17 protein-coding genes are annotated in these 23,495 nt (G+C 62.5%); 7 read left to right on the top strand and 10 right to left on the bottom strand.

From position 1 onward, the window contains the following. Positions 1-52 precede the first annotated feature (52 nt). Positions 53-1,459: an ATP-binding protein gene (locus ACILSQ_RS09595; protein WP_395743386.1), complete on the bottom strand. Its 1,407-nt coding sequence runs from the start codon at positions 1,457-1,459 to the stop codon at positions 53-55. A 70-nt stretch (positions 1,460-1,529) separates the two neighbouring features. Beyond that, positions 1,530-2,819 (bottom strand): histidine--tRNA ligase, encoded by a 1,290-nt coding sequence (gene hisS / locus ACILSQ_RS09600; RefSeq protein ID WP_395743387.1) that lies wholly within the window; start codon positions 2,817-2,819, stop codon positions 1,530-1,532. 77 nt (positions 2,820-2,896) lie between these two features. Here hisS and recF point away from each other — a divergent pair, with 77 nt between their 5' ends. From recF to ACILSQ_RS09630, 6 genes are all read left to right on the top strand, one after another. Next, positions 2,897-3,967, top strand: coding sequence for a DNA replication/repair protein RecF (recF, locus tag ACILSQ_RS09605; protein WP_395743388.1), 1,071 nt, complete (start codon positions 2,897-2,899; stop codon positions 3,965-3,967). Between the two features lie 215 nt (positions 3,968-4,182). Next, positions 4,183-5,214, top strand: coding sequence for a rod shape-determining protein (locus ACILSQ_RS09610; RefSeq protein WP_377169129.1), 1,032 nt, complete (start codon positions 4,183-4,185; stop codon positions 5,212-5,214). Between the two features lie 80 nt (positions 5,215-5,294). After that, on the top strand, positions 5,295-6,152 hold the full coding sequence (gene mreC, locus ACILSQ_RS09615; protein WP_395743389.1) for a rod shape-determining protein MreC: 858 nt from the start codon (positions 5,295-5,297) through the stop codon (positions 6,150-6,152). 6 nt (positions 6,153-6,158) lie between these two features. Then, entirely contained in the window at positions 6,159-6,773 is a 615-nt protein-coding gene (locus ACILSQ_RS09620) for a hypothetical protein (RefSeq protein ID WP_395743390.1), read from the top strand. Beyond that, a complete protein-coding gene (gene mrdA, locus ACILSQ_RS09625; protein WP_395743391.1) occupies positions 6,763-9,057 on the top strand; it encodes a penicillin-binding protein 2 in 2,295 nt (764 codons plus the stop codon). The genes ACILSQ_RS09620 and mrdA overlap by 11 nt, the downstream gene beginning before the upstream one ends. A gap of 33 nt (positions 9,058-9,090) precedes the next feature. Next, positions 9,091-10,677, top strand: a complete 1,587-nt coding sequence (locus ACILSQ_RS09630) for a ribonuclease E/G (RefSeq protein WP_395743392.1) — start codon at positions 9,091-9,093, stop codon at positions 10,675-10,677. 4 nt (positions 10,678-10,681) lie between these two features. Here the strand turns inward: ACILSQ_RS09630 and ACILSQ_RS09635 are convergent, their stop codons facing one another. The 8 genes from ACILSQ_RS09635 to bamA all read right to left on the bottom strand — a co-directional run bounded on the left by ACILSQ_RS09635 (position 10,682) and on the right by bamA (position 22,318). Continuing rightward, the gene (locus ACILSQ_RS09635) at positions 10,682-13,177 is read right to left on the bottom strand and encodes a M15 family metallopeptidase (RefSeq protein ID WP_395743393.1); all 2,496 of its coding nucleotides are present in this window, start codon (positions 13,175-13,177) and stop codon (positions 10,682-10,684) included. Between the two features lie 39 nt (positions 13,178-13,216). Next, entirely contained in the window at positions 13,217-15,391 is a 2,175-nt protein-coding gene (locus ACILSQ_RS09640; RefSeq protein ID WP_395743394.1) for a tetratricopeptide repeat protein, read from the bottom strand. 72 nt (positions 15,392-15,463) lie between these two features. Next, positions 15,464-16,087, bottom strand: coding sequence for a methyltransferase domain-containing protein (locus ACILSQ_RS09645; protein WP_395743395.1), 624 nt, complete (start codon positions 16,085-16,087; stop codon positions 15,464-15,466). A gap of 1 nt (position 16,088) precedes the next feature. Next, positions 16,089-16,808, bottom strand: coding sequence for a hypothetical protein (locus ACILSQ_RS09650; RefSeq protein ID WP_395743396.1), 720 nt, complete (start codon positions 16,806-16,808; stop codon positions 16,089-16,091). A gap of 9 nt (positions 16,809-16,817) precedes the next feature. Beyond that, positions 16,818-18,044: a tryptophan synthase subunit beta gene (gene trpB / locus ACILSQ_RS09655; RefSeq protein WP_395743397.1), complete on the bottom strand. Its 1,227-nt coding sequence runs from the start codon at positions 18,042-18,044 to the stop codon at positions 16,818-16,820. A gap of 77 nt (positions 18,045-18,121) precedes the next feature. Continuing rightward, positions 18,122-19,180, bottom strand: a complete 1,059-nt coding sequence (lpxD, locus tag ACILSQ_RS09660) for a UDP-3-O-(3-hydroxymyristoyl)glucosamine N-acyltransferase (protein WP_395743398.1) — start codon at positions 19,178-19,180, stop codon at positions 18,122-18,124. Between the two features lie 84 nt (positions 19,181-19,264). Beyond that, positions 19,265-19,903, bottom strand: coding sequence for an OmpH family outer membrane protein (locus ACILSQ_RS09665; RefSeq protein ID WP_395743399.1), 639 nt, complete (start codon positions 19,901-19,903; stop codon positions 19,265-19,267). 63 nt (positions 19,904-19,966) lie between these two features. Next, the gene (bamA, locus tag ACILSQ_RS09670; protein ID WP_395743400.1) at positions 19,967-22,318 is read right to left on the bottom strand and encodes an outer membrane protein assembly factor BamA; all 2,352 of its coding nucleotides are present in this window, start codon (positions 22,316-22,318) and stop codon (positions 19,967-19,969) included. A 251-nt stretch (positions 22,319-22,569) separates the two neighbouring features. On the opposite strand from bamA, the gene ACILSQ_RS09675 reads away from it, so the two are divergent. Next, a complete protein-coding gene (locus ACILSQ_RS09675; RefSeq protein WP_395743401.1) occupies positions 22,570-23,451 on the top strand; it encodes a DMT family transporter in 882 nt (293 codons plus the stop codon). The last annotated feature ends 44 nt before the right edge of the window (positions 23,452-23,495 follow it).

Raw genomic sequence — 23,495 nt, forward strand, 5'->3', positions numbered from 1 at the left:
GGGAAATGATTTTCTTCCTATGACGCCAAAAAAAAGCGTTATAGGAAGAAAATCATTTCATGAGTTCGACAGCCTGAATGATCCGGAAAAAGTATCCGGAAGCCTCGATTTCCCTCGAGACCGGGCCGTCCACCACCAGAACAGGCTGGATGGTGCGGCGCGGATGCTCTGTGCGCAGCACCTCCGCCTTGCGCTCCACTTCAGCGATGATGGCGCGGCCCAGCGGCGCGGTCTGACGCTTCATCTCGCACAGGGTGATGACGCCGTCTTTGCGGTCGTAGGCGAGGTCGATCTGCACGCCGCTGATGCCTTTGCGCGGTGCGCGGAACCACGGGCCTGCGTCATAGTCCACCGCGCTGAAGCCAATGAGATGGGCGATCTGGTCGCAGTGGCGCATGCACACGAGTTCAAAGGCGCGGCCCATCCAGGCGCGAAAAGCGCCGGTCTGCCGGATGCTGGTGAAGAGATCGCGCCGCCCGCCCTCACGGATTTGGCGCAGGCGCGTGCGCATGAAGGCGTGGTAAAAGCTGATCCACGGATCGCTCAAATGATAGCGCAGCAGGCGTGTCTCGGCCCCTTTGTCAAAGGGCCGCTGGGAGGAGATGAAGCCCGCCGCCTCCAGATCGTAGAGCCGCTGGCTCAGCATGCCGCCTTCATCCACACCGGCGGCGGCGGCCAGGTCGCGGCGGTTTAATCCATACGGTGCGGCGGCCAGGGCGCGGATGAGCCGTTGAAACTCGCTGTTGCCGCCAAAATGGCTGATGAAAACCCGTTCGTATTCTTCGACGAAATAGCCTTCCGCGCGGAAGGCTTCCTTCTCCATCCCCAGCATGATGGAGGGTGCGCTGGAGAGCAGTTCCAGGTACTTGGGCACGCCGCCCGTGAGGCACTGCGCGTCCAGCACCTCTTGTGCGCCGCGTTTGGGCAGCATGCGCGCGGTTTCCGTGAGACTGAAACCCTGCAGGTGCACCACCACATCGGTTCGTCCGTAGAACGCGCTGGACTTCAGCACCTTCGTCGTCATGAAGGAGGCGATGGAGCCGCACAAAACCAGCGTGCGGCCCGGTTTGCGGGAAAGGTGGTTTTCCCAGACCATCTTCAGCGTGGACACCAGTTCCTGACGGTAGTTTGCCAGCCACTGAAACTCGTCCAGCACGATCACCATGCGCCGCCCTGCCAGGGCCTTGTCCAGCGCCATCAGCGCCTCCTGCCAGGAGGTTACGGCAGGCAGTTTTTTCCGCAGTTGATGCGAGGCCTGCTGCAGGAAGCTGGCGATCTGAGCCTGCGTGGGCCGGTTCTCCAGGCCTTCGATGAACAGCGCCGGTTCACGGCCCACCGCCTGCCGGATCAGCGAAGTCTTGCCAATGCGCCGGCGCCCGTAAACGAGCGCGATCTTCGCCGTGCGCGCCTCGATGGCAGCACGCAGACGGGCTGTTTCTTCGCTTCTTCCGACAAACATGATTTTCTTCCTATAACGCGAAAAAATTACGTTATAGGAAGAAAATCGTCGAGAGCATTCTTTGCCATCCTCAGGCGATCAGCGGCCCAATCGCGGGCTCTGCGAGCAGCTTCTGCACCTCGGCCACAAGGGAGTCCACCGCCACCGCGCTTTGCGAGCGAGCCAGCAGATTCTTGATCACCACCTCGGGATATTCGGCCCCAAAGGTGATGGCAAGGCGCGCCTTGCGGTCCTCGGCGGCCTGGAACTGTTTGCCGACTTTCTGCGGGCCAAAGCTGTAGTCCACACGCACGCCTGCGGCGCGCAGGGCCTGCACGGCGGCCAGCGCGTTTCCACGCTGCGCTTCATCCGCGACGACGACAAACGCATCAATGCTGCTGGCGGCCAGCAGGGCGCTGGTCAGCTTCATCTGCGCGCCTGGAGTTTTCGACAGCAGGATGCCGAGGACCACGTCGCCCATGGCGAAGCCGGCGGCGGGCATGTCCACCTTGCCGTCACTCATCAGTGCGCACAGCTTGTCGTAGCGGCCGCCGCCTGCCACGGCACGCAGGCCATGTTTTTTGTCGAAGACTTCAAAGACCGTTCCGGTGTAGTAGGCCAGTCCACGCACAATCGTCGCATCAATCCGCACGTACTGCCACAGGCCGCGCGCGGCCAGGTTCTCACGCAGTGCGGCAAAGGCGGGATTGTTCTCATCCGCGGAGGCCATGAAAGCCCGCACATTTGCCAGGCTCAGACCGATGGCGGCGAGTTTGTTTTCCGTGTCCTCCGGCTTCGCGCGCTCGATCTTGTCGATGATCTGCAGGAAGGCCGAGGTCTGCTCCGGCGCGATGTTCCGCTCCGCCAGATACAGGTTCCAGATCTCGCGGTTGCTCAGGCGGATTTCAAAATCCTCTGTGCTCACGCCAAACTCACGCATGGTGTCGATCGCCAGAGCAATGAGCTCCGCATCTGTGGCCAGAGAGGCATCACCCAGGATGTCCGCATTGAACTGCACAAACTCGCGCGTGCGGCCCCTCTGCGGTGTCTCATAGCGGAAGCAGGAGCCGATTTGAAACCACTTGATGGGCTTCTTGAAGTCACGCTGCCGTGCCGTGGCCATGCGGGCCAGGGAGGGGGTCACCTCCGGACGCAGAGACACGTCGTCCTCGCCCTTGGTGGTGAAGCAGAAAAGCTGGCTGGTGATCTCATCGCCGCTCTTTTTGCGAAACAGGTCCGTCGGCTCCAGCACCGGGCCTTCATACTCCACAAAGCCGTAACGACGGGCCACTGCGCGCCAGGTGTCGAAAATGTAGTTACGCAACGCGCATTCTTCAGGGAAGAATTCGCGAAAGCCATTGACTGTTTGGATGGAGGCCATAGAAGGGCGGGATTGATCTTCATGCGCAACGTGTACGCAACCGGAAATGCGGCGTCGTGCGGAAGTGTTTTGCCCGCATGCTCTCCGACCTGTTTGTGCGCGATTTCCGCTGCTTCGCCGAGGCGAAGGTGGAGCTGCATCCCGATGTCACGCTCCTGGTCGGCCGCAATGCCCAGGGGAAGACCTCCCTCATCGAGGCCGCCTGCGTGCTGCTGCGTCTGCAGTCACCCCGCACTTCAAACCGCGCCGAGCTCGTGCGCTTCGGCGCCTCCACCTGCCTGGTGGAGGCACACTGGCGGGGCAAACGCCTGCGCTATGCCCAGTCCGCCACCACACGGCGCCTCGCGGTGGAAGGCTCTGTGTGCGGCAGGTCCGCAGACTATCTCGCCGCCTCCGGGGTGGTGGTCTGGATGGACCACCGGGACATGAGCCTGCTGCGCGGCGGCGCGGAGCATCGGCGCAGGTTTCTCGACTTCGCCGCCAGCCAGATGTTTCCGGACTACCTGCATGCGCTGCGCGGCTATGAGCGTGCTCTGCGCGGGCGGAATCATGTTTTGAAACGGGACGCCAGCATCGCCTGGAAGCAGGCAGACGCCTTTGCACGGGTGATGAACGGCTTTGCCCACACCCTCTGGCTGCGGCGCCAGGAGCTATGTGCGGCTCTGGCCCCGGAGGTGTCCCTGGCCCATGCAAAGCTCAGCGAAGGCTCGGAAACGGTCTCCATCACCTTTCAGCCCACCAGCGATCCCCAGCAGAGCCTGTTTGAGGCGCTGCTGACCGCCCGGGAGGAGGAGGCGCGCTCTCGTTCCACCGCCTTCGGTCCGCACCGGGATGACATCGGCATGCGCCTGAATGACCTGGATGCCACCACCTTTGCCTCGGAGGGGCAGCAGCGGTCCTTTGCCCTGGCCATGAAGCTGGCCCAGGCCCAGGTGCTGGAGCATGCCTGTGGTTCGCCCCCACTCATGCTCATGGACGATGTTTTCGGCGAGCTGGACGCCCACCGCCGCCGGGCCCTGCTGTCCTGCCTGCCTCCGGGAACGCAGAAGATCATCACCACCACGAATTTGGACTGGGTGGAGACGGACCGGCTGGCGGGAAGGGTGTACGGGGTCGAGGGGGCCGCTTTCAGCCGGGTCCGGGGTTGAAAGGCGGGAAATTTGACCCGAAATGGCCCGAAATGGGCAATTCCAAGCTTCTTACAAACATCCCTTGACGCATTTTCAGGCGGTTTTAGCTTTAAAGTGGGTTGGAATGCCGTGCGCCGCGTTGCTTTTCGTGATTCTCAAAACAGTTGGAATTCTCCGCCGCGCATTTGGATTCCCAACCCTGATCGCATCAACACTTTTCCCATTTATTCTCAATGTTCGGCAAACTTTTTGGCTTCGTCGCCCAAGACATCGGCATCGATCTCGGCACGGCAAACACCCTCGTTTATGTAAAAGATCACGGCATCGTCCTCAGAGAACCCTCGGTGGTGGCGGTTAAAACCGGCACCAACGAAGTGGTGGCTGTGGGTGATGACGCCAAACGCATGCTGGGGCGCACCCCGGGCGGCATCACGGCCATCCGTCCTTTGAAAGACGGTGTCATCGCCGACTTCCGCGTCACGGAGGCCATGCTGCGCCACTTCATCAAAAAGGTGCAGGGCGGCGGGCGCAAGATGCGCGGGCCGCGTGTGGTCATCGCCGTGCCCTCCGGCATCACGGAAGTGGAAAAGCGCGCGGTGAAGGAAAGCGCGGAGCAGGCCGGCGCGCGTGAAGTTTATCTCATTGAAGAACCCATGGCCGCGGCCATCGGCGTGGGCCTGCCGGTGCAGGAAGCCGCGGGCAACATGATCGTCGATATCGGCGGCGGCACCACGGAGGTGGCCATCATCTCGCTCTCCGGCATCGTTTACAGCCGCAGCGTGCGTGTGGCCGGCGATGAGCTCGACGAAGCCATCATCAACTACATGAAGCGCGCCTACAATCTCATGATTGGCGAGCGCACCGCGGAAGAAATCAAGCTGCGCATCGGCTCCGCCTTCCCGCTGGGCAAGGAGACGACCATGGAAGTCAAAGGACGCGACATGGTGGCCGGCCTGCCGAAGACCATCACCATCACCAGCCAGGAAGTGCGCGAAGCCATGCTGGAGCCGCTCAATGCCATCATCGACGCCGTGCGCACCACGCTGGAGCGCTGCCCGCCGGAGCTCTCCGCGGACCTGGTGGACCGCGGCATCATGCTGGCCGGCGGCGGCGCGCTGCTGCGCGGCCTGGACAAGCTGCTGCAGGAAGAAACCGCGCTTCCCGTGCATGTGGCGGAGGATCCGCTCAGCGCCGTCGGCGAAGGCACCGGCCGCGTGCTGAGTGAACTCGAATTCCTGCGCAAAGTCAGCACGACTGAAGTCTGATGACCATTTCGCGCCGCACTGCGTTCGCTTGAAGGTGTCTGCCGACCAGCGCCGCATGCAGCCCGGAGGAAAGGCCACTCATGAAAAAGCTCAACATCCTCGCGCTTCTGATCTTCATCGCAGGACTGGTGGCCGTGTTCACCTTTGACACGGCCACCACCCGGCGGATCCAGGCCCGTGTCATGAGCCTGCTGTCCCCGTTCATCCACAGCAGCGCCGCCATGGAGCAGGCTGCTGAAAATGCCGTGGCTCCGCAGGTGAATCCCGCTGAACTCAAGCAGGAAAATGAACAGCAGCGCGTCCAGCTTGAGCGCCTGCGCATCATTCAGCAGAAGTACAACCAGATCATTGAGGAAAATGCCAAGCTGCGCCAGCTCATCGAGTTCAAGCAGTCCGCTCCTTTCAAGATGACCGCCGCCAAGGTGATCCGCCGCAGCTCCAGCACCTGGTGGAACAGCCTCATCATCGACAAAGGTTCGCTGGATGGCATCGGCACGGACAGTCCGGTCATCACCTCCGTCGGCCTGGTGGGAAAGACTTCCACGCTCGCCCCCCACATGGCGAAGGTGATTTTGCTCACGGACGAAATGTGCCGCGTGTCCGCCAAGATCGAAGGCACCCTGGAGCAGGGCATCCTCGGTGGCGAACGCGCCGCGCTGGAGGTGCGTCCCGAACTGCACCTGCGTTTCCTCCACCGCAATTCGAACATCAATGCCGGCGCCGGTGTTTATTCCTCCGGAGAGGGCGGCGTGTTTCCGGAAAACCTGCTTCTGGGCCGCGTGAAGCGTTTTGAAAACCGTGAGATATCCGGAGAGGCCGTCATCGAACCCGCCGTAGATTTCTCCACTCTGGACTACGTCTTTGTGATTGAGATGCAGGCGGCCGAGCCCGCGCCGGAGCCGGCACCCGCACCCACACCAGCACGCGCCAAGCCCTGAGCCGCCATGTTGTTTCACCCGATCTCCATCATTCTGCTGCTGCTCACCTTCATGGTGCAGGAGTTCATTCCCGGGCTGGAGATCGCCCAGTTTGCCACGCTGTTTCTGCCGGCGGTGTTTTTCTTCAGCGCCTCCGTGGCGGCGCCGTTTTCAATGATGCTGCTGCTCGCGTTCATCACCGGTTTTCTCTGGGATGCGCGCCATCTTCAGGGGGTTGTGGAAAGCTTCCCGGGTGGCGAGGATGTGTTTGGCACGGGCGCGGATGTGGAGCTGGGCGCGGGCAGCCATCCGCTGCCGTTTGGCCTGTCCATCGTGCTTTTCGGCATGCTCGGCACCCTGCTGCAGGGCATCCGCCCTTTGTTCAAGCGGGGGCGTCTTGAGCTGCCGGTGCTCATGGTCGGCATCGCTGTGTTCGTGTGGCTGCTCTCGCAGTTTCTCATCATTACATTCCTGCGGGGTTCCCTGCAGTTTCCGGTGGGCGTATGGTCAAAGATGATCACCGACAGCCTGCTTGCCATGCTCGCCGCTCCGCTCATCTTCCTGCTCCTGTACTCGCTTGCCCGCCTGTCGAGCTATGAAATCAAATATGAAGGGCTGAGGTACCGTTTCGATGGTCGTTAAATACCGCTTCCGTCTCTACCTGTTCACCCTCGCCATGCTGTGCGGGTTTGGGCTGCTCGTGTTCCGGCTGTGGTCGCTGCAGATCGACCGCCGGGAGGAGTTTGCCAAGATGATCCCCGGGGCGAAGAAGGAGCGTGCGCGCATTCCCGGCCCCCGCGGAGAGATCAAGGACCGCAACGGCGTCGTGCTCGCCACCAACAAGGCCAGCTTCGAGGTCCGCATCAATCTGGCGGAGGTCGTCGCGGAGTACAAGCGGCTCGCCAAGCAAAACAAAACGGCCGTTCCGGAAATCACCTTTGATATTGTCGAAAAGGGCATCAAGCGGCAGAAGCCCGAACTCGACATCCACAAGATCTTTGAAGATACGATCACCCGGCGGATGATCGAGATGGGTGTCCACAAGGAGTACTCCAAGGAGTCCCTGCAGGTGCATTATCGCAGCTTTGGCGGCGCTGTCCCCTGGGTCTATCGGGATGACCTCACCTTTGCCGAGTTCAGCCGCATCGCCGAGCACAATCTGGGCCTGCCCGGGGTGACTGTCGCCGAGCGTGCCTCGCGGGTCTATCCCCTCAAATCCGTCGCCTGCCACATCCTCGGCTACGTCCGTCTGCCGGACGATCAGCGTGCCTCCGCCGAAGACCGCAAGGGCTGGGACTATTATGTGCCGGATGATTTCGGGGGCGCCGGTGTGGAGAAGAGCTTTGACCAGTATCTGCACGGCAAGCCCGGTGTGCGCGTGATGCAGCGCGACCAGCGCGGCAGACCCGTGGGTGAAGTGGATGAAGAGTACGAAGAACCCCGCAAGGGCAACGATGTTTACCTCACCCTCGACGCCCGCATGCAGATCATTGCGGACAAGGCTCTGCGCGATGCCAAGATCGGCCGCGGCGCCGTCACCGTGATCGACCCCAACACCGGAGAAGTGCTGGCGATGGTTTCCGTTCCTTCCTACGATCCCAACAACTTCATTCCCAGCATCCAGCAGTCGGACTGGGATGCGCTGCTGAACAACAAGACGGTGCCGCTGCTCAACCGCGCGGTGAAAGGTCATGTGCCGGGCTCCACCTTCAAGATTCCCATCTCCTTTGCCGGCTGCCTCGCCGGCATCCAGATGAGCCGGTTCAACTGCAGCGGCAGCGTCACCTACGGCAACAAGGCCATGCAGTGCTGGATCCAGCGCCAGAGCGGCGGCTCCCACGGCACGCTCGGCCTCAGCGATGCCATCAAGTTTTCCTGCAACTGCTTCTTCTACCGCTATGGCAATGCGGCCGGCATTGGCAACATCACCAAGGTGGGCAAGATCCTCGGCGTGGGCACCAAGACCGGCATCGAGCTGGAAGACGAAGATCCCGGCATTCTGCCCAATCCCGACTGGCTGCGCGCGCACCGCCCTGCGGAACGCTGGAGTGATGGCTACACGGCCAACACCTCCATCGGGCAGGGCATGGTGCTCGCCTCCCCGCTGCAGATGGCGTCCGTCAGCGCCACCGTCGCCAATGGCGGCAAGGCCTGGAGCCCCCATCTGCTGAAGCGCGTGATGGACCACGACAAGGCGGTGCTGGAAAACCCGCCCAGCCTTCGTGGCGACCTTTCCGCCAGCGTGAAGCCCGAAGAAATCGAAGTCATCCGCAAAGGCATGTGGAAGGTGGTCAATGATCCTTCAGGCACGGGCAAGGGCGCGCGCATCACCGGTGTGGAGGTGGCTGGCAAGACCGGCACCGCCCAGAACTGGCGCCTCGATGAGAACCGGCACAAACACGATGACAACCACACCTGGTTCATCTGCTTTGCCCCTTATCAGAATCCGCGCTTCGCCGTCTCCGTGCTGGTGCAGAATGGCAAGTCTGGCGGCGGCTGCGCGGCGCCTGTGGCGCGGCGTGTGCTCGAACAGTGCCTGGCCCTGGATAATCCCAATTCAACGTTCACCGTGGTGCCCGAGCCGATGGAGCCCGCGGAAGGTCATTTCAATCATATCGCATCCGTCCAATACGTCGATGCCGCGGTGCCTGCCGAGGCGCTCGGTCCGGATGAGGACGGTGACACGGGCACGGGTGTGTCCGCGCCAGAACCCGATGATGCTGACAAGCCTCGTGTGCACACGACGCCCAACATCCAACGGAAGGCCGATTCAGCGGGATCGGCCGGAACCAGCTCCGGACAGAATGTGCCTAGGGCCGTGCCAGTGCGCAGGGTCGGTATCTTCAGCCGGGGAGGCTCCCAGGACAGCAAACCATCCGATCCCGCTCCCAGCGGCGGCGGATTTTTCCGCAGAATCTTCCGCTGAAGAACTGCACTATTTTAGGGGAGATTTTACACCATGGCATTGACCTTCGTTCAAAGAATCAAAGAACTGCTTACTGGCAAACGCGACATCAAAAGCGGCGTCCGCCTTGTCATCAACTGCGAAAAACTGGAGAACCGCGTGGCCTTGCTCGACAAGGGCGTCGTCGAGGAGTACAACATCGAGCGCGTCGGCACCCAGAGCCTCATCGGCAGCGTTTTCAAGGGCCGCATCCGCAACATCGAGCAGGGCCTCAAGGCCATGTTCATTGACATCGGCTTCGACAAAAACGCCTTCCTGCATTTCTGGGACGCCATCCCCGCCGCGCTGGACGCCGGCCTGGAGGAGATCAACCGCGGCGGCAGCAAAAAGAAAAAGCGCATCGAGGCGAAGGACATCCCCAGCCTCTACCCCATCGGCTCTGAAATCATGGTGCAGGTCACCAAGGGCCCCGTGGGCAACAAGGGCCCGCGCGTCACCACCAACATCTCTCTCGCGGGCCGCCTGCTCGTGCTGATGCCGCTGAACGACACCTGCGGTATTTCCCGGAAGATTGAAGATCCGAAGGAGCGCTCCCGCCTGCGCAAGATCATCGAAAAAATCAGCCTGCCGGAAGGCATGGGCATCATCCTGCGCACCGAGGCCTCCGGCAAGCGCGCGCGCCACATCGTGCGGGATCTGAACATCCTGCTGGACGAGTGGGACCAGATCGTCGCCAAGCGCGACGCTCAGAACGCCCCCGTGTGCTGCTTCCAGGAGCCGGATCTGGTGGAGCGCACCGTGCGTGACTTCCTCACCGAGGACATCGATGAAGTGGCCTGCGATGACGCCCCCACCGTCGAGCGCATGCAGCGCATGGCCGCCCACATCTCCGGCCGCGCCAAGCGCCGCATCAACTACTACCAGGGCCAGACCGCCATCTTTGAGCACTACGGCATCCAGAAGCAGATCGACAACGCGTTCTACCGCCAGGTCTGGCTGCCCTGCGGCGGCTACATCGTCATCGACCAGACGGAGGCCCTCGTCTCCATCGACGTCAACACCGGCCGCAACAAGGGCCACAAGGATGTCGATAAGCTCCTGCTCGAAACCAACCTCGAAGCAGCCGCCGAAGTCGCCCGCCAGCTCCGCCTGCGCAACATGGGCGGCCTCATCGTGGTGGACTTCATCGACATGAAGCACCGCCGCGACCAGCAGGCCGTGTACAAGCTGATGATCGAGCATCTGAAGCGCGACAAGGCCAAGACGCAGGTGCTGCAGATCTCGCAGTTCGGCCTCATGGAGATGACCCGCCAGCGGCTCAATGAAAGCCTCGGCACCACGCTTTATGAGCCCTGCCCATACTGCAAGGGCCACGGCCAGGTCAAAACCCCGCTGACCATGAGCGTGGAGCTTCAGCGCCGCCTCATCGCCGTTCTGGGCCGTGCCAAGGAGGACCAGAAGAGCCTCATCGTCATCGTGCATCCCGAAGTGCTGAACCGTCTGAAAACCGAAGACGGCGAACTGCTGGTGGATCTGGAGCGCAAGTATCATGCGCGCCTCACCTTCCGCAGCGATCCCGCCTTCCACCGCGAGCAGATCACCCTGGCAAACGCGGCCACTGGCGAGGAAATCCGTCCCTGATTTTTCAGGGGGCGGAGCCGCTGACGCTCACTTCATCCAGATCGAAGCTCTCTTGCGCTCCCGCGGCGCTCGGGACGACCACGACCTTGCCGATGTGCTGGATCGTGTCCGCCCAGGAGAAGCCGTTCACCGCGCGTTTCCAGCCCGCGGCCCGCGCTTCGTCATCGTCCCAGTCATAGCGCAGGGTGGCTGAGGCCTTGCGCCAGGCGTGGGAAAAGGCGGTCGTCGTTTCAAACTGCCACTGCGCCACGTCGTTCGCGAACAGCTCGATCATCACCCGCCCGCCCGCTTTCAGGGAGCGCACCTCGCAGGTGATCTCCGCGCTCTGGCCGCCGATGATCTTCGTCCAGTCTCCCGCCAGCGGTGACTCGCTGGCGGTGAGGGGTGAGAAAGCAATGGGCAGCGCCCTGCCGCTGCGTGACACATGAACGTAGCCGCCCTTCGCGCCATCAGAGGCACGGTGTTCCATCTTGTCCACGCCCTTCCAGCCCTGGGCGTCCGCATCAAATGAAATCGTCCGCGTGGCGGTGGGGTGCATCTCGCGGCCCGGCTTTTTCAACGGGCTTTCCGGCGATGGTGGCTCCTGCCGCACCAGTTCGCAGCCGCTGACAGCATAAATCAACGCATGATCCAGTGCGATGCGCAAACGCGCCTCTGAGACTTTGAGCCCGCCCTTGTTCCATTTCAGCGCCGCATCGGTCACGGAGGATGAAATGGGTTCCGCCACGTCCAGCACTGCGCCCTGCTCATCCACCGCGGAGACCTGGAGCCTGCCGCCAGGAGCCACATCCGCGGTGATGCACACAGGCTCCGCCGTCAGTCGCAGCGGAGTGGTGAGGACGTGGGAGGGCTTGCCGGGCTCCACGGGCGCATAGCCGGCGAAGCCATCCGGCCGCAACATGGCCAGGCAGGGCAGGCAATGACGCTTCCACCCGGTGTGCGGAAAGTCGTCGCCGCCATAGAAGATCATGAGCCTGCCATCTCTCAGGATGGGGGGTCCCGCCATCGCGTAGATGCATTCGCTGTCGTAGCTCCCCTTCGCTCCGCGCGGAATGAAGGGCGTGCCGGGCAGCACGCGCTGCCATTGCAGGCCGTCATGGCTCCAGGCCAGTTCGCAGTCCACCGTGCGGCCCCTGCCCACGTGGTACATCATCACATACCCCAGATAGAGGCTGCCGTAGCGGAAGACCGGCATGCAGTAGGTCTGGCTGGCGCGGCCTTCCTCCAGGCTGGAGCGCAGCACCAGGCCGTCGTTTTTCCAATGGATGAAGTCATCGCTCTGAAAGCGCGCCACCAGCCGCTCGCCGAGGTACAGCTTCGTGAACCACAGGTATTTCCCGCCGCGGTCGTCCCAGAAGGCATTGTTATGGGTGTCGCCGTTCTGCGCGCCAAAGCCATGCGCCGCCAGGGCCTCGCCCCAATGGATGCCGTCCGCGGAGAAGCGCACCTGCGGTTTGCCCAGGCCGACATCGCTCACCATCTTGTAGCGCCGCTGCGGATCAGCATCGCGGAAGTCTTTGAACACGCCCACGTTGGGGCAGTCACGGGCCACGATGTTGTTGGCGCCGCTGCCCGCGAACTTGTGGATGCCCAGTTCAGGCTTGTCCCAATGAATGCCGTCCTTGGAGGTGGCATACAGCAGATACCATCCCACATCGTGCACGGTGCCGGGCTGATCCATCTGCGCGATGACCTCCTTGTCTGCCAGCACGCACTTGTACCACAGCTTGAAAAGCCCGGCCTCTTCATCCCAGATCACATTGGGATAGAGATTGTTCATGGAATTCTCCCACGGCTTGTCCGCCTGGAACAACGGATTGGCCGGATGCTTTTCCGGCGTGCCGAGAACCAGCCTGGCATTCCCCGTTTCCTCCACCAGCCGCGAGTCGAGCATCAGGTGCTTCTGCCGCACCTTCTCCAGCGGCAGGTCCAGGGCTTCATACCGCTGCCAGTCCGCATCATCGAAATGCCACCACTCGCTTTCGAGCACCACAAAACCATGCTTCGTCATCGCCTGCTGCAACTTCTCGCGGTTCTTGAAAATTTCAGGCGGCAGCAGCTTGAAGCGTGCGCCCGCCTTTTCGGAGAAGTCGTCATGCGCCGTCGGCATCCGCAGCTCCTCGCCGCGCGCATCGACGAGTGTCACATCCACCGCCGCGCCCCGGGTGTGACGGCCGCCTTTTGCGGGATCCGACACATAACGCTCGTCTGGAAGCGCCTTCCACATCGCCCGCTGGACCGCGAGGGGACGGTAGGCATCCCAGATTTTCAGGCCCAGCCCCTGGGACTTCAATTCGGCCTGCACTCGCGCCAGCTTCGCCGCCGTCTCCGGGCGCAGCAGAGCCTTCGCCTGCGCGGGGTAGAAGGCCGTTTTGAAAAAGTTGTCCGCCGTGGTGTAGCGCAGCTCGATGACGGGACCGTCCGCCTTCCCGCCGATCTCCACCAAGGTCTGCGCTGTGAGACTGGAGATTCCGCAGAGGAGGAAGAGCAGGGGTTTCATGGCAGAGGAGCGGCGGCAGTCATGCGGCCGCCGTCTGCCTTAACGCTGCGAAACCTTGCCGCCTTCGAGCAGTTTTTCGAGGTTGGCGTCGGGGCGCACGCCCTTCTTGATCGCTTCGCTGTACTCCGCGCGCGCCTTGTCCCACTTCGGCGGATCCCAGGTGATGTAAAGGACCGCCAGATTGAAATGAGCCTCGCCATAGTCGGGGTCGATGGCCAGCGCGGTCTTGAACTCGCGCTCCGCACGTTCGATCAGGTTCAGCTTCGTGGCGATGATGCCGAGGTAATGCCTGCCGCTGGCGTTGTCGGGGCGCTTGGCGAGGCTCTTCTCAAAGTAGGTCATCGCATCCTTCCAGCGCTCCTGCTTGAAGTAGGTGACGCCGAGGGCGAAGGCGGCGGGCTCGTTGGCCGGATCATAGGCCAGCGCCTTTTGCAGGGAGACCTCGGCGTCGGCATGCTTGTTTTCACGCTGGCGCGTGATGCCCAGGCCAATGAGCGCGGTGACGTTCTTGGGCTCGGCCCGCAGCGCGTCCTGGTACAGTTTGGCGGCGCTCTCGAAGTTCTTGTTCATGTAGGACTCATTGGCCTCGCTGATGAGTTTTTCGACGGAGGTCGGGGGAGGGGGCGCGGCCTTTTTGTCGCTCTCAGGGGAGGCGTTGGCGATGAGGGTGGCCTGAACTCCCTGCGGGCCGAGCAGTTCGCGCACGACGGGGTCGGAGAAGAGTTTCTCCTCGTCCGGGGTGAGGATCATGCGTGCGTTCTTCATCTCCTCGACCTGCTTCACGAGATCGTTCGAGGCGCTCTCCATTTTCTGCAGCTCGGCGATCATGAGGTCCTTTGCGGCCTGCTGACGGTGCTGGGCGCGCAACTGGCGCATGATGATGCCGCGCAGCATTTCATTTTCGCGGGTGAGCTCAGGAGTGGCGGCGATCTTGCCCTCCATGCCGCCGGTCTGCACTTCCTTGAGCTGCTTGGTCAGCTCCGCCACCTGGGTCTGGTAGCCGGCGCTCTCCTTGCGCAGCTCGGCGATCTGGCCCTGCAGCCCGGTGAGCTGGCCGCGCAGGTCGGCGATCTCCTTGTCCTTGCGGCCCACATCCGCCCGCAGCGTCTCCACCTGCTTCTCCGCCTCGGCGACCTTCCGCTTCAACTCCTCGTTCTCCGCGATGAGGCGCTTCATCTCGGCGCTGCTGGTTTTCTTTTTCAAGTCGTCCACCTCCGCCTGCAGCCCCAGGCTGCGCGCGCTTGCGGCATCACGTTCCTTGACGGCCGTCTCGCGCTGCTTCACCGCGTCGTCACGCTGGGTGATGGCGCTGTCGCGTTCCTTCACCAGGTTCTCGCGTTCTTTGAGAACCTTGTCACGCTCCTGCTCCAGGGCGGCCATGCGGTTGGAGGCCTCGGCCAGCTTTTCGGAGGCGTCTTTGGCGGCGGCTTCGGAGCTCGTGATCCGCTGGGCGTTTTTGCGCATCTCCAGCTCCACCGCCATTTTTTCCTCCATCAGCTTGCTCATCTGGCCCTGCATGGCGCGGCCTGCCTCCACCTCCCTGCCCAGGGCCAGAATGCTTTGCTCCAGAGCGGAGGCCTTCTGGCTGAGAATGGAGTTTTGCTCACGCGCGGTGGTGATCTCACCGGAGGCCCACTGGTACCAGTTCTGCCATTTGCCCAGATCGACCTGCTGCTGGCTGGATTTTGCCTCCAGCTCTCCGATGCGCTGCTTGTACGCCTGCTCGTATTGGTTGAAAATATCACTGAGACTCGGCAGGGAACCAGGAGCCGAGGGGGCGGCGGGGGCCGGCTGTGCCAGCAGGCCGGGTGCAGGCACGGCGGCGGGCATGGCCGGGGCCGGAGCCGCAGCAGCCACAGGTTCAGGCGCGGGCGCGGAGGCTGGCACGGCGGTGGACATGGTCTGCGCGGAGCGCACCTGCAGGCGTGCCAGGGCGTCCTGAATCTTCTGCTGACGTGCGGCGCGCATCTCCGGCTGCCAGGTCGGGTAATTGCGGGCGATGCTGTCCATGATCTCCCCCGCCTGCTTGAATTTGGTCTGCGCGAGCGTGAAGTCGCCCGCCGCCTCGAGTTTGGCGGCCTCGTTGTTGAGGACGAAGCCCCGGAAGTACTGGTCCGCCACCTCGCTGCTGACATCAACGGACTGGGCACGCAACACCGGTGCAGCCAGGGCAAACGCCGCCATGAGGATGAGGACGGAAAAAAGACGGTTCATGAATTAAATTGGGGAAGGGGCAAGGAGTTTACCGCCTTGCGAGGCCCTTGTAAATGTTATTGGCGGCCTGTCTCAGGCCCGCCGCTGGCGCAAAACAGCCACCCAGCGGTCCACGGACTTGCCGGGGGCGTCCTTCAGCGCCCGGCTTTCCTTGTTGCGCCGGTTGCTGACGACCTCCATGCCCAGCGACTCCAGCGCCCGCAGCGCGAGCCGGTGCTCGACATCGAAATAGCTGGTGATGACGAGCATGCCGTCCGGGCGCAGTTTGGCGATGCCCTGGTCAAAAATTTTCTTCCACAGCTCCTGCCCGTGCCAGAAGTTCTGGTGGCGCAGGAAGACCATGTTGAAGTCATCGCTGAGCTCTTTGTGCTGGTCGATCTTGGTGGCGTCCTCGATCAAAAACTGCGCGGGGAGATGCCCGTGCGTTTCGCGCGCCTGACGGATCTCGCGGATGCGGATGTCCGCGCCGATCATCTCCACTCCGCCCCCCTGCGTGAGCTCGGAGCCCACCTGGATGAGGGTCTCCGCCTCATCACAGCGCCCGCAGGCGAGGTTGAGGATGCGCATGTCCTTCTGCTCCGCGGGCAGGTGAGGAGCCAGGGAATCATGCAGCAGCGATTTCAGCCTGGCCATGTCCTGCTGAATGACGTTTCCAGGCTGGATGAGTGCGGAGGATGAAGGGTCGGGGTTCATCATGTCACTCCAGTTTGGAAAACACCCCCGAGGCGGCTTTGACGGAGATGTGTTGATTGGCCGCATAGGCTCTGGCGGCGGCCATGCGGATCTCGGGCCGGGAGCCGTTGCGCAGCCAGACTTCCAGGGCGTCACGCAGCAAAAAGGCCCCGGGGTACATGAGCTGCTCCGTGGTGAGAACGGGGCGTGCCTGCAGGGCGGCGAGGGGCGTTTTGAAAAAACTTCCGCTGACGCAGCAGAGGATGATGGCGTCCGTGGGCGGCGCCCCGGGACTGAGGACGGATACCGCCATGGGCGCGTCCATCAGCTCGTTGTGGCCGATGAAGGCCGTGAGATCGCCCCGGCGGTCGCGCAGGCAGGCGAAGAAGGCCTCCAGGCATTCGTGGATGTTTTTTCCGCGCCACGCTTCGGCCACGAGGATGCAGTCTTTGTCCGCATGGCGGTAGCTGCGGCGGTCCAGAATTTCCGCGGTCGGACTGGTCTCGGCCTTTTCGAGTTTCCAGGCCTTGCTGCGGCCGAAGATGGAGCGGAAGCCTTCGGAGGCGCCCCAGTACAAATTGGCGTCCGCGTCGTCACCATTGCCGATCTTTGCCGGCACCGGGGCGATGCCCTGGCTCGCATTGTCAGCGAGAGCCACGAAGACATGGATGCGTTTTGGCGCCGCCAAAGCACTGCCGCCGCAGACGACGGCCAGCAGACCCAAGACGATGCTCCACAGCTTCATGGCATGCGTCTAGAACTTCAGTTCCTCCCCGAAAATCATGCGCGCCGCCTGGGCCACATCCTTGTCCCCGCGGCCGGAAAGGTTGGCGAGGATGATCTGGTCCTTGCGCATGGTGGGCGCCACTTTGCGCACTTCAGCGATGGCATGGCTGCTCTCCAGCGCGGGGATGATGCCCTCAATGCGGCTGAGCTCCTGGAATGCGCCGAGCGCCTCTTCATCCGTGGCGTAATTGTAGGTGACGCGGCCCTGGTCGTGCAGCCAGGCGTGCTCCGGCCCGATGGCCGCATAGTCCAGCCCCGCGCTGACGCTGTGAGTGAGCTCGATCTGCCCGTCCGCATTTGCCAGCAGCCAGGTCTTCGTGCCTTGCAGCACGCCAAGACGTCCGCCCTGGAAGCGCGCGGCATGGCGCTCGGGGATGATGCCGTCGCCACCGGCTTCCACGCCGGTCATGCGCACGTCCTTGTCATTCAGGAAGGGGTGGAAAAGGCCGATGCTGTTGCTGCCGCCGCCCACGCAGGCGACGAGGAGGTCCGGCAGGCGCTCTTCGCGCTCCAAAATCTGGCGGCGGGCCTCCACACCGATGACGCGGTGGAAATCACGCACCATCATGGGGAAGGGGTGTGAGCCCAGCGCGGAGCCGAGGATGTAATGCGTGGTGCGCACGTTGGTCACCCAGTCGCGCATGGCTTCATTCACCGCCTCTTTCAGCGTGGCCTGGCCGGCGGTGACGGCGACCACCTTGGCGCCGAGAAAGCGCATGCGCGCCACATTCAGCGCCTGGCGCTCCATGTCCACCTTGCCCATGTAGATGGTGCATTCGCAGCCAAAGCGCGCGCACACCGTGGCCGTGGCCACGCCATGCTGGCCGGCTCCGGTCTCGGCGATGATGCGCTTTTTGCCCAGGCGCTTTGCGAGCAGGATCTGCCCGAGTGCGTTGTTGATCTTGTGCGCACCTGTGTGCAGCAGGTCCTCGCGCTTGAGGTAAACCTTCGCGCCGCCCAGCTTTTCGGTCCAGCGTTCGGCAAAGTAGAGCGGCGTCGGACGGCCGACGTACTCGTGCAGCAGGCCGTCCAGCTCCTTTTGAAAAGCCGGGTCCGCCTTGGCCTGCTCATAGTGGTCGGTCAGCTCGGAGAGCGCGGCCATGAGAGTCTCAGGCACGAACATGCCGCCGTACTGGCCAAAATGGCCGTGGCTGTCTGGCATCACGGGAAGCGGAAGGATGGAGGCGGCGGTCATGGGGGAGGCGAAGATAGAGCGAACACCGGCCCTTGGCAATGCCCGCGCTGGCTTCAGGCCAAGTTACGCCCCCCGGCTCAGGACTGGACCGCGCTTTTTTCCAGTGCGGCGAGCTTTTTCTCCAGCTCGCGCACACGCTCCAGCAGGTCGGGGATCTTGGCGGGCAGGCTCAGCATTTTGCGGCCCTCCATGAGCGGGCGCGCCGGGTAGCCGGTGTAGGCTCCTTTTTCGAGAATGTTCTTCGTGACACCGGACTTGGCCAGGAACATCACCTGGTCTCCGATCTCCAGATGCCCTGCCACGCCCACCTGGCCGCCCATGGTGACGTAGTTGCCCAGGCGCGTGCTGCCGGAGATGCCGGTCTGTGAAACGATGATGCAGTGTTTTCCCAGCGTGCAGTTGTGGCCGATCTGCACCAGATTGTCGATCTTGCAGCCTTCGCCGATCCATGTGCGGCCAAACCGGGCGCGGTCGATGGTGGTGCAGGAGCCGATCTCCACATCGTCATCAATCTGCACGATGCCGACCTGGTCGATCTTCTGATGCCGGCCCTGCACCATCTCGTAGCCAAAGCCGTCGCTGCCAATCACGGAACCGCTGTGAAGGATGACACGCCGCCCGAGAACGCAGTACTCCTTGATGACGGCGTTGGCGTGAATGACACAGCCTTCGCCGAGCTTCACGCCGCGGCCGATGTAGGCGCCGGCGCCGATGGTGCAGCCGTCTCCGATCTGCACGCCGCCCTCAATGACGGCGTTCGGGCCGACGCTGATTTTCTGCGGGTCGCAGGCCGCGTCAGCAGCCACCACGGCGGTGGGATGGATTCCAGGAACAAATTCCACGGGGGGCGGGCCGAAGAAACGGATGACGTTTGAGAAGGCCAGCGTGGGGTTTTTCAGACGAATGAGCGAGAGGCCCTCCCGCGCGTGCTCGCCATCGAGATCTTCAGGAACGAGAGCCGCCGAGGCGCGCGTCGTCTTCAGCCCCGGCAGATAGCGCGCATTCCCCAGAAAGGTGACTTCTCCAGGCACGGCTTCATGAAGGGAGTTCAGGCCGGTGATGACCGAGTCCGCCCCCCCCAGGGAGAGGGTTCCTCCGACGAGTTCCGCGAGTTTCTGCAGGGTGATGGAGCTCATGATGCAGGCTGATGAATGGAATAAACAAAAAAAGGCACGTCGCAACGGTTTGCGGCGTGCCTTGGGAGATTGGTCGGCCGCGGGCTACTTCTTGGGCTCTTCGCTCTTGGGCGCCGGGGCGGCGGCGGCGTCCTCTTTCTTGGGCTCGGCCCCGGGAGGCGGCGCATCCTTGTTCAGCTCGACGATGAGCTGGTCGGTAAGATCGGTGGAGGAGCCCGGCTTGACATACACGAGGATCGGCACGGTGGAAAGGCTGACGCCGGTCTTGTCAAAGACGAAGTCATACCCGCCCTTTTCGGACTGGGCGCGAACGACGACGAGGATTTCCTCATAGAGGCCTTTGCGGATCGTCATGTCCTCCTGCTTGAGCTGCTGGTGGCGGCGCTCGGCGAACTCCTGCATCTCCATTTCCAAAGCGCGGATCTCCTTCACCTTCTCGTTCAGCTCCGCGTTGTATTTCGCCCGCTGTTCGGGGGTGATGATGGGATCCTGGCCGACTTTCTGAAGCTTCTGGATTTCAGTGGCCAGCACCTTGTATTTTTCCTGGCGCTCATTCATCTCCTGGCCGGCCTTGTCGAAATTGGCCTTGTACTTTTCCGCGGCGGTCTTGGTTTTGTGAAACTCCTGGAAGACTTTGGACATGTCGATCACACCGATTTTAAGATCGGCGGCCGGAAGACTGACAGTGGCGAGGAGGAGGGCGGTGAAAACGCTGCGAATCATAGGAGGAGGGGGAGGTTTGAACGGGATTGGGGGACGGACAAACAAAATGTCCGGCACACAGAGCTAGAACTTGTAGCCCATGTTGAACTGGAAGCGGCCGCCGCTGCCAGAAGAGGGGTCTTTGCCGATGGGGACGGCGTAGTCCACACGGATGGGGCCGACGGGGAGGAAAAGCCGGAGGCCGATGCCGGCGTCCGAGTAGATCAAGCCGTTGCCGGTGGTGGCGCCGGTGGCGCCGGAGATGGTGCCGATGTCGCCGAAGAACACCACACGCGGCGCCTTCTCGGTGTTGGCGGTGATGTTCACGGGAACGGAGAATTCGCCGGTGGCATACATGGAGGTCCGGCCACCGATGGGCTCACCGGTGTTGTCTTTCGGACCGGCATGACGGTAGGTGAAGCCGCGCAGGTTGTTGGCGCCGCCGAGGAACAGGCGCTCAAAGATGGGCACCCGGCTGCCGTTCCAGCTGTTAACGGTCTGGAACATGCCTTCGAAGCTCAGGATGGTGTCTCCCGGCAGGTTGAAATACTGCTGGCCCTTGATGCTGCCGCCATACACGGGGACGTCCCCGCCCAGACCGGAGAGCAGCAGCCCCGCCTCGATCTTGTGACCGCTGCGCGTGATGAAGACGCTGTCGCGGGTGTCATGCACGAAGCTCGCATCAATCTTGCTCTGAAGGTATGAGCCGGCCTCCTGGGCGATGAGGGTGGAGGCGCCGCTGGCGATGCTGCCGATCTTGATCTGCTGGAGAGTGTAGGTGGTGTCAATGTAGGCGTGTTCGCCGAGCCGTTTGCGCAGGCCGGACGATATACCGACGTTGGTCTGGTTGAAGAAGTTGGAGAGGTAGTAGAGGTTGTGGAAGAACGCCTCCATGGTGAGAGAGAGCTCGCGGCCCAGGAACCACGGTTCCGTCCAGCTCACGGTCACGTCACGGCGCAGGGCGCCCGCGCGGATGTTGGTGTTGAAACGCTGGCCGCCGCCGCGGAAATCCTTCCAGTCGCTGATGTCAAAGTTGGTCTGGGTCACCTGGATGAAGCCGGTGATGCTGTCGATGGAGCTGAAGCCCGCGCCGAAGTTCACCGTGCCGGTGGACTGCTCCGCCACATTGATGTCCACGTCCTTGTATCCCGGCACGGTGGTGGGGGTGGGGCGTATGTCCACCGTGCTGAAGTAGTTGAGGTTTTGCAGGCGGCTTTTGCCGGCCTCGACTTTCACCGTGTTGTATTCTTCACCGGGGGCAAAGGGAAGCTCGCGGCGGATGACCTCGTCCTTCGTGATGGAGTTTCCGGAGATGTTGACCTTGCTGATGTAGGACTTCGTGCCTTCCGTGATGTGGTAGGCCACGGCCACCTGTCCGGCGCCGGTTTCGATGGTGCTGGTCTCCACACGCGCATCGGCGTAGCCACGGGAGCCATAATAATCCTGGATCATCTTTTCATCGCCCTTGATAAAGCTGACCTTGTAAGGGAATCCGGGCTCGGTCTGGATGCCCTGCATCAAGGTGTCGTTTTTGAAAATGGTGTTTCCAGAGAGCTTGACGGCCGAAATGTCGTATTTGGCGCCTTCATTGATCACATAGACAAGGTCCATCTGCTTGGCGGAGACCGGCTCCCGACGTATCTCGGTCACCTTTGCGTACATGTAGCCCTCGTCCTGAAAGGCCTGCTCCAGCTTCTTGATGTCCTCCTGCAGGTCCTGGTTGTTCAGCTTGCCCTTTTTGCCCCACAGGTTCCAGATGTGGTGCTCCTGGGACTTGATCTTGCCGCGCAGAACCCGTGACTTGATGGCGGTGTTGCCCTCAAAGCGGATGTCGTGAATGATGCCACGCGCACCTTCCTCCACCTTGAAGGTCACCGTGGAAAATCCTTCACGGGCCGAAGGGGTGATGTCATAGCTGGTGGTCACATCGGAGAACCCCTTTTTTTCATAGACTTCCACGATCTTCTGCTGGGCGGCGGAAAGCTTGATGTCATCCACGGGGTCCCCCACTTTGACGCCGATCTCCTTGCGCAGCTTGCTGTTTTCGATGGCGGTGTTGCCGATGAAATTGATTTCAGCGATGCCGCCGCGGCCCACGATTTCCACGATCACTTTGACGCCGCCGGGCACATCCACGGCGTTGATCTCCAGGTTTTCCACGGCCCCGGTGTTGTAGAGAGCGCGGATGTCGCGCTCCACCGCGTCATTGGAAAAGGGCTGGCCCACCCGGGTGGACAACTGGCTGCGAATGCGGTTTTCATCCAGCTTCACCGCGCCTTTCTGGATGATCTGAACGTCCTGCACGATCTTCTTGACCGTGGGCGCGGCCGGAATGCCTGCCTGGGCCTGCACCTGCCGCGGCATGACTGTCAAGACAGCGACAGCCACTGCAAAAATAAGTGTCAGGCGGGACAGGAGGGAGATTCCGTAATTCATAGGCATGGCAGAGTGGGCGGACGGGAAAAAAGACTGGGCGGCAAGGCACGCCCAGACCGGGGCACGACAAGCCTGCATTACTGCTTCCGCGCCGCCCCACGTCAAGGCGTAAGTTCTAAGGGCATCCACTCAGCTTTTTCCAAGCCAGAAGGTGAAAAAAGGTGTCTCTGGACCATTTCTATCCTGCTTCCGCCCGCAAAGAGGATGCTTTCAGGACCCGGGTGGTTGAAGAAACAGTTTCGTCACAAACCATGAGCCGCTCCCACGCACGCGATTATGTCCAACTGCATCTGGTGGTGCTGGCCTGGGGCTTCACGGCGATCCTGGGCAAGCTCATCCTGCTTCCGCCCGTGGATGTGGTGGTGTGGCGCACGGCCCTGGCCGCATTCTGCTTTGCGGGGGTGGCCGCGGCTTTGGGGCATTCGCTGCGGGCGCCCCGCACGCATGTTCTGGCGATGCTCGCCGTGGGGGCGGTTCTGGGACTGCACTGGGTTTTGTTCTTTTGGTCCGCGCGGCTGGCCACTGCGTCCGTGTGTCTGGCGGCCATGCCCACCTCCATGCTGTGGGCGTCGCTGGTGGAACCCCTCATCGATGGCTCGCGGCGCTGGCGCCTCTCTGAATTGCTCGTGGGTGCGGTCATGGTGGGCGCTGTGTGGCTCATCTATCAGGTGGAGTTCCGTTACTGGGCCGGCTTTTCCGCAGGCATCGCCGCTGCGGTGCTGGCCGCGTTCTTTGCCACCTTGAGCAAACAGCAGGTCGCCCGCTGCACGCACTGGAGCGTGATGGGCTGCTACCAGATGAGCGGGGCCTGCCTGGCCGCTTTGCTTGCACGGCCCCTGCTGGAGAAGGGGGGCCTCCCCGCTTTTCCAGATGCCGCCTCCGCGCTCTCGCTCGCGGTGCTGGCGCTGGTCTGCACCGTGGCCGCGTATGCGGGCTTCATGGACGTGCTGCGCCGCGTCAGTGTCTTCACGGTGAACGTGGTTTACAACATGGAGCCGGTGTACGGCATCGTGCTCGCGGCACTGGTGTTTGGCAGGGCTGAGTTCATGAGCGCGGGCTTCTACCTGGGCGCGGCGGTCATCATCGCCGTCGTGCTCGCTCTGCCATGGATCAGGCGCTGGGTGGAGCGGTGAGAGTGCTGGACATGGCGCGCCACGTGGGCTTGCATCGCAGGTGC

The organism is Prosthecobacter sp., assembly GCF_044227185.1.
Lineage (GTDB): Bacteria > Verrucomicrobiota > Verrucomicrobiia > Verrucomicrobiales > Verrucomicrobiaceae > Prosthecobacter.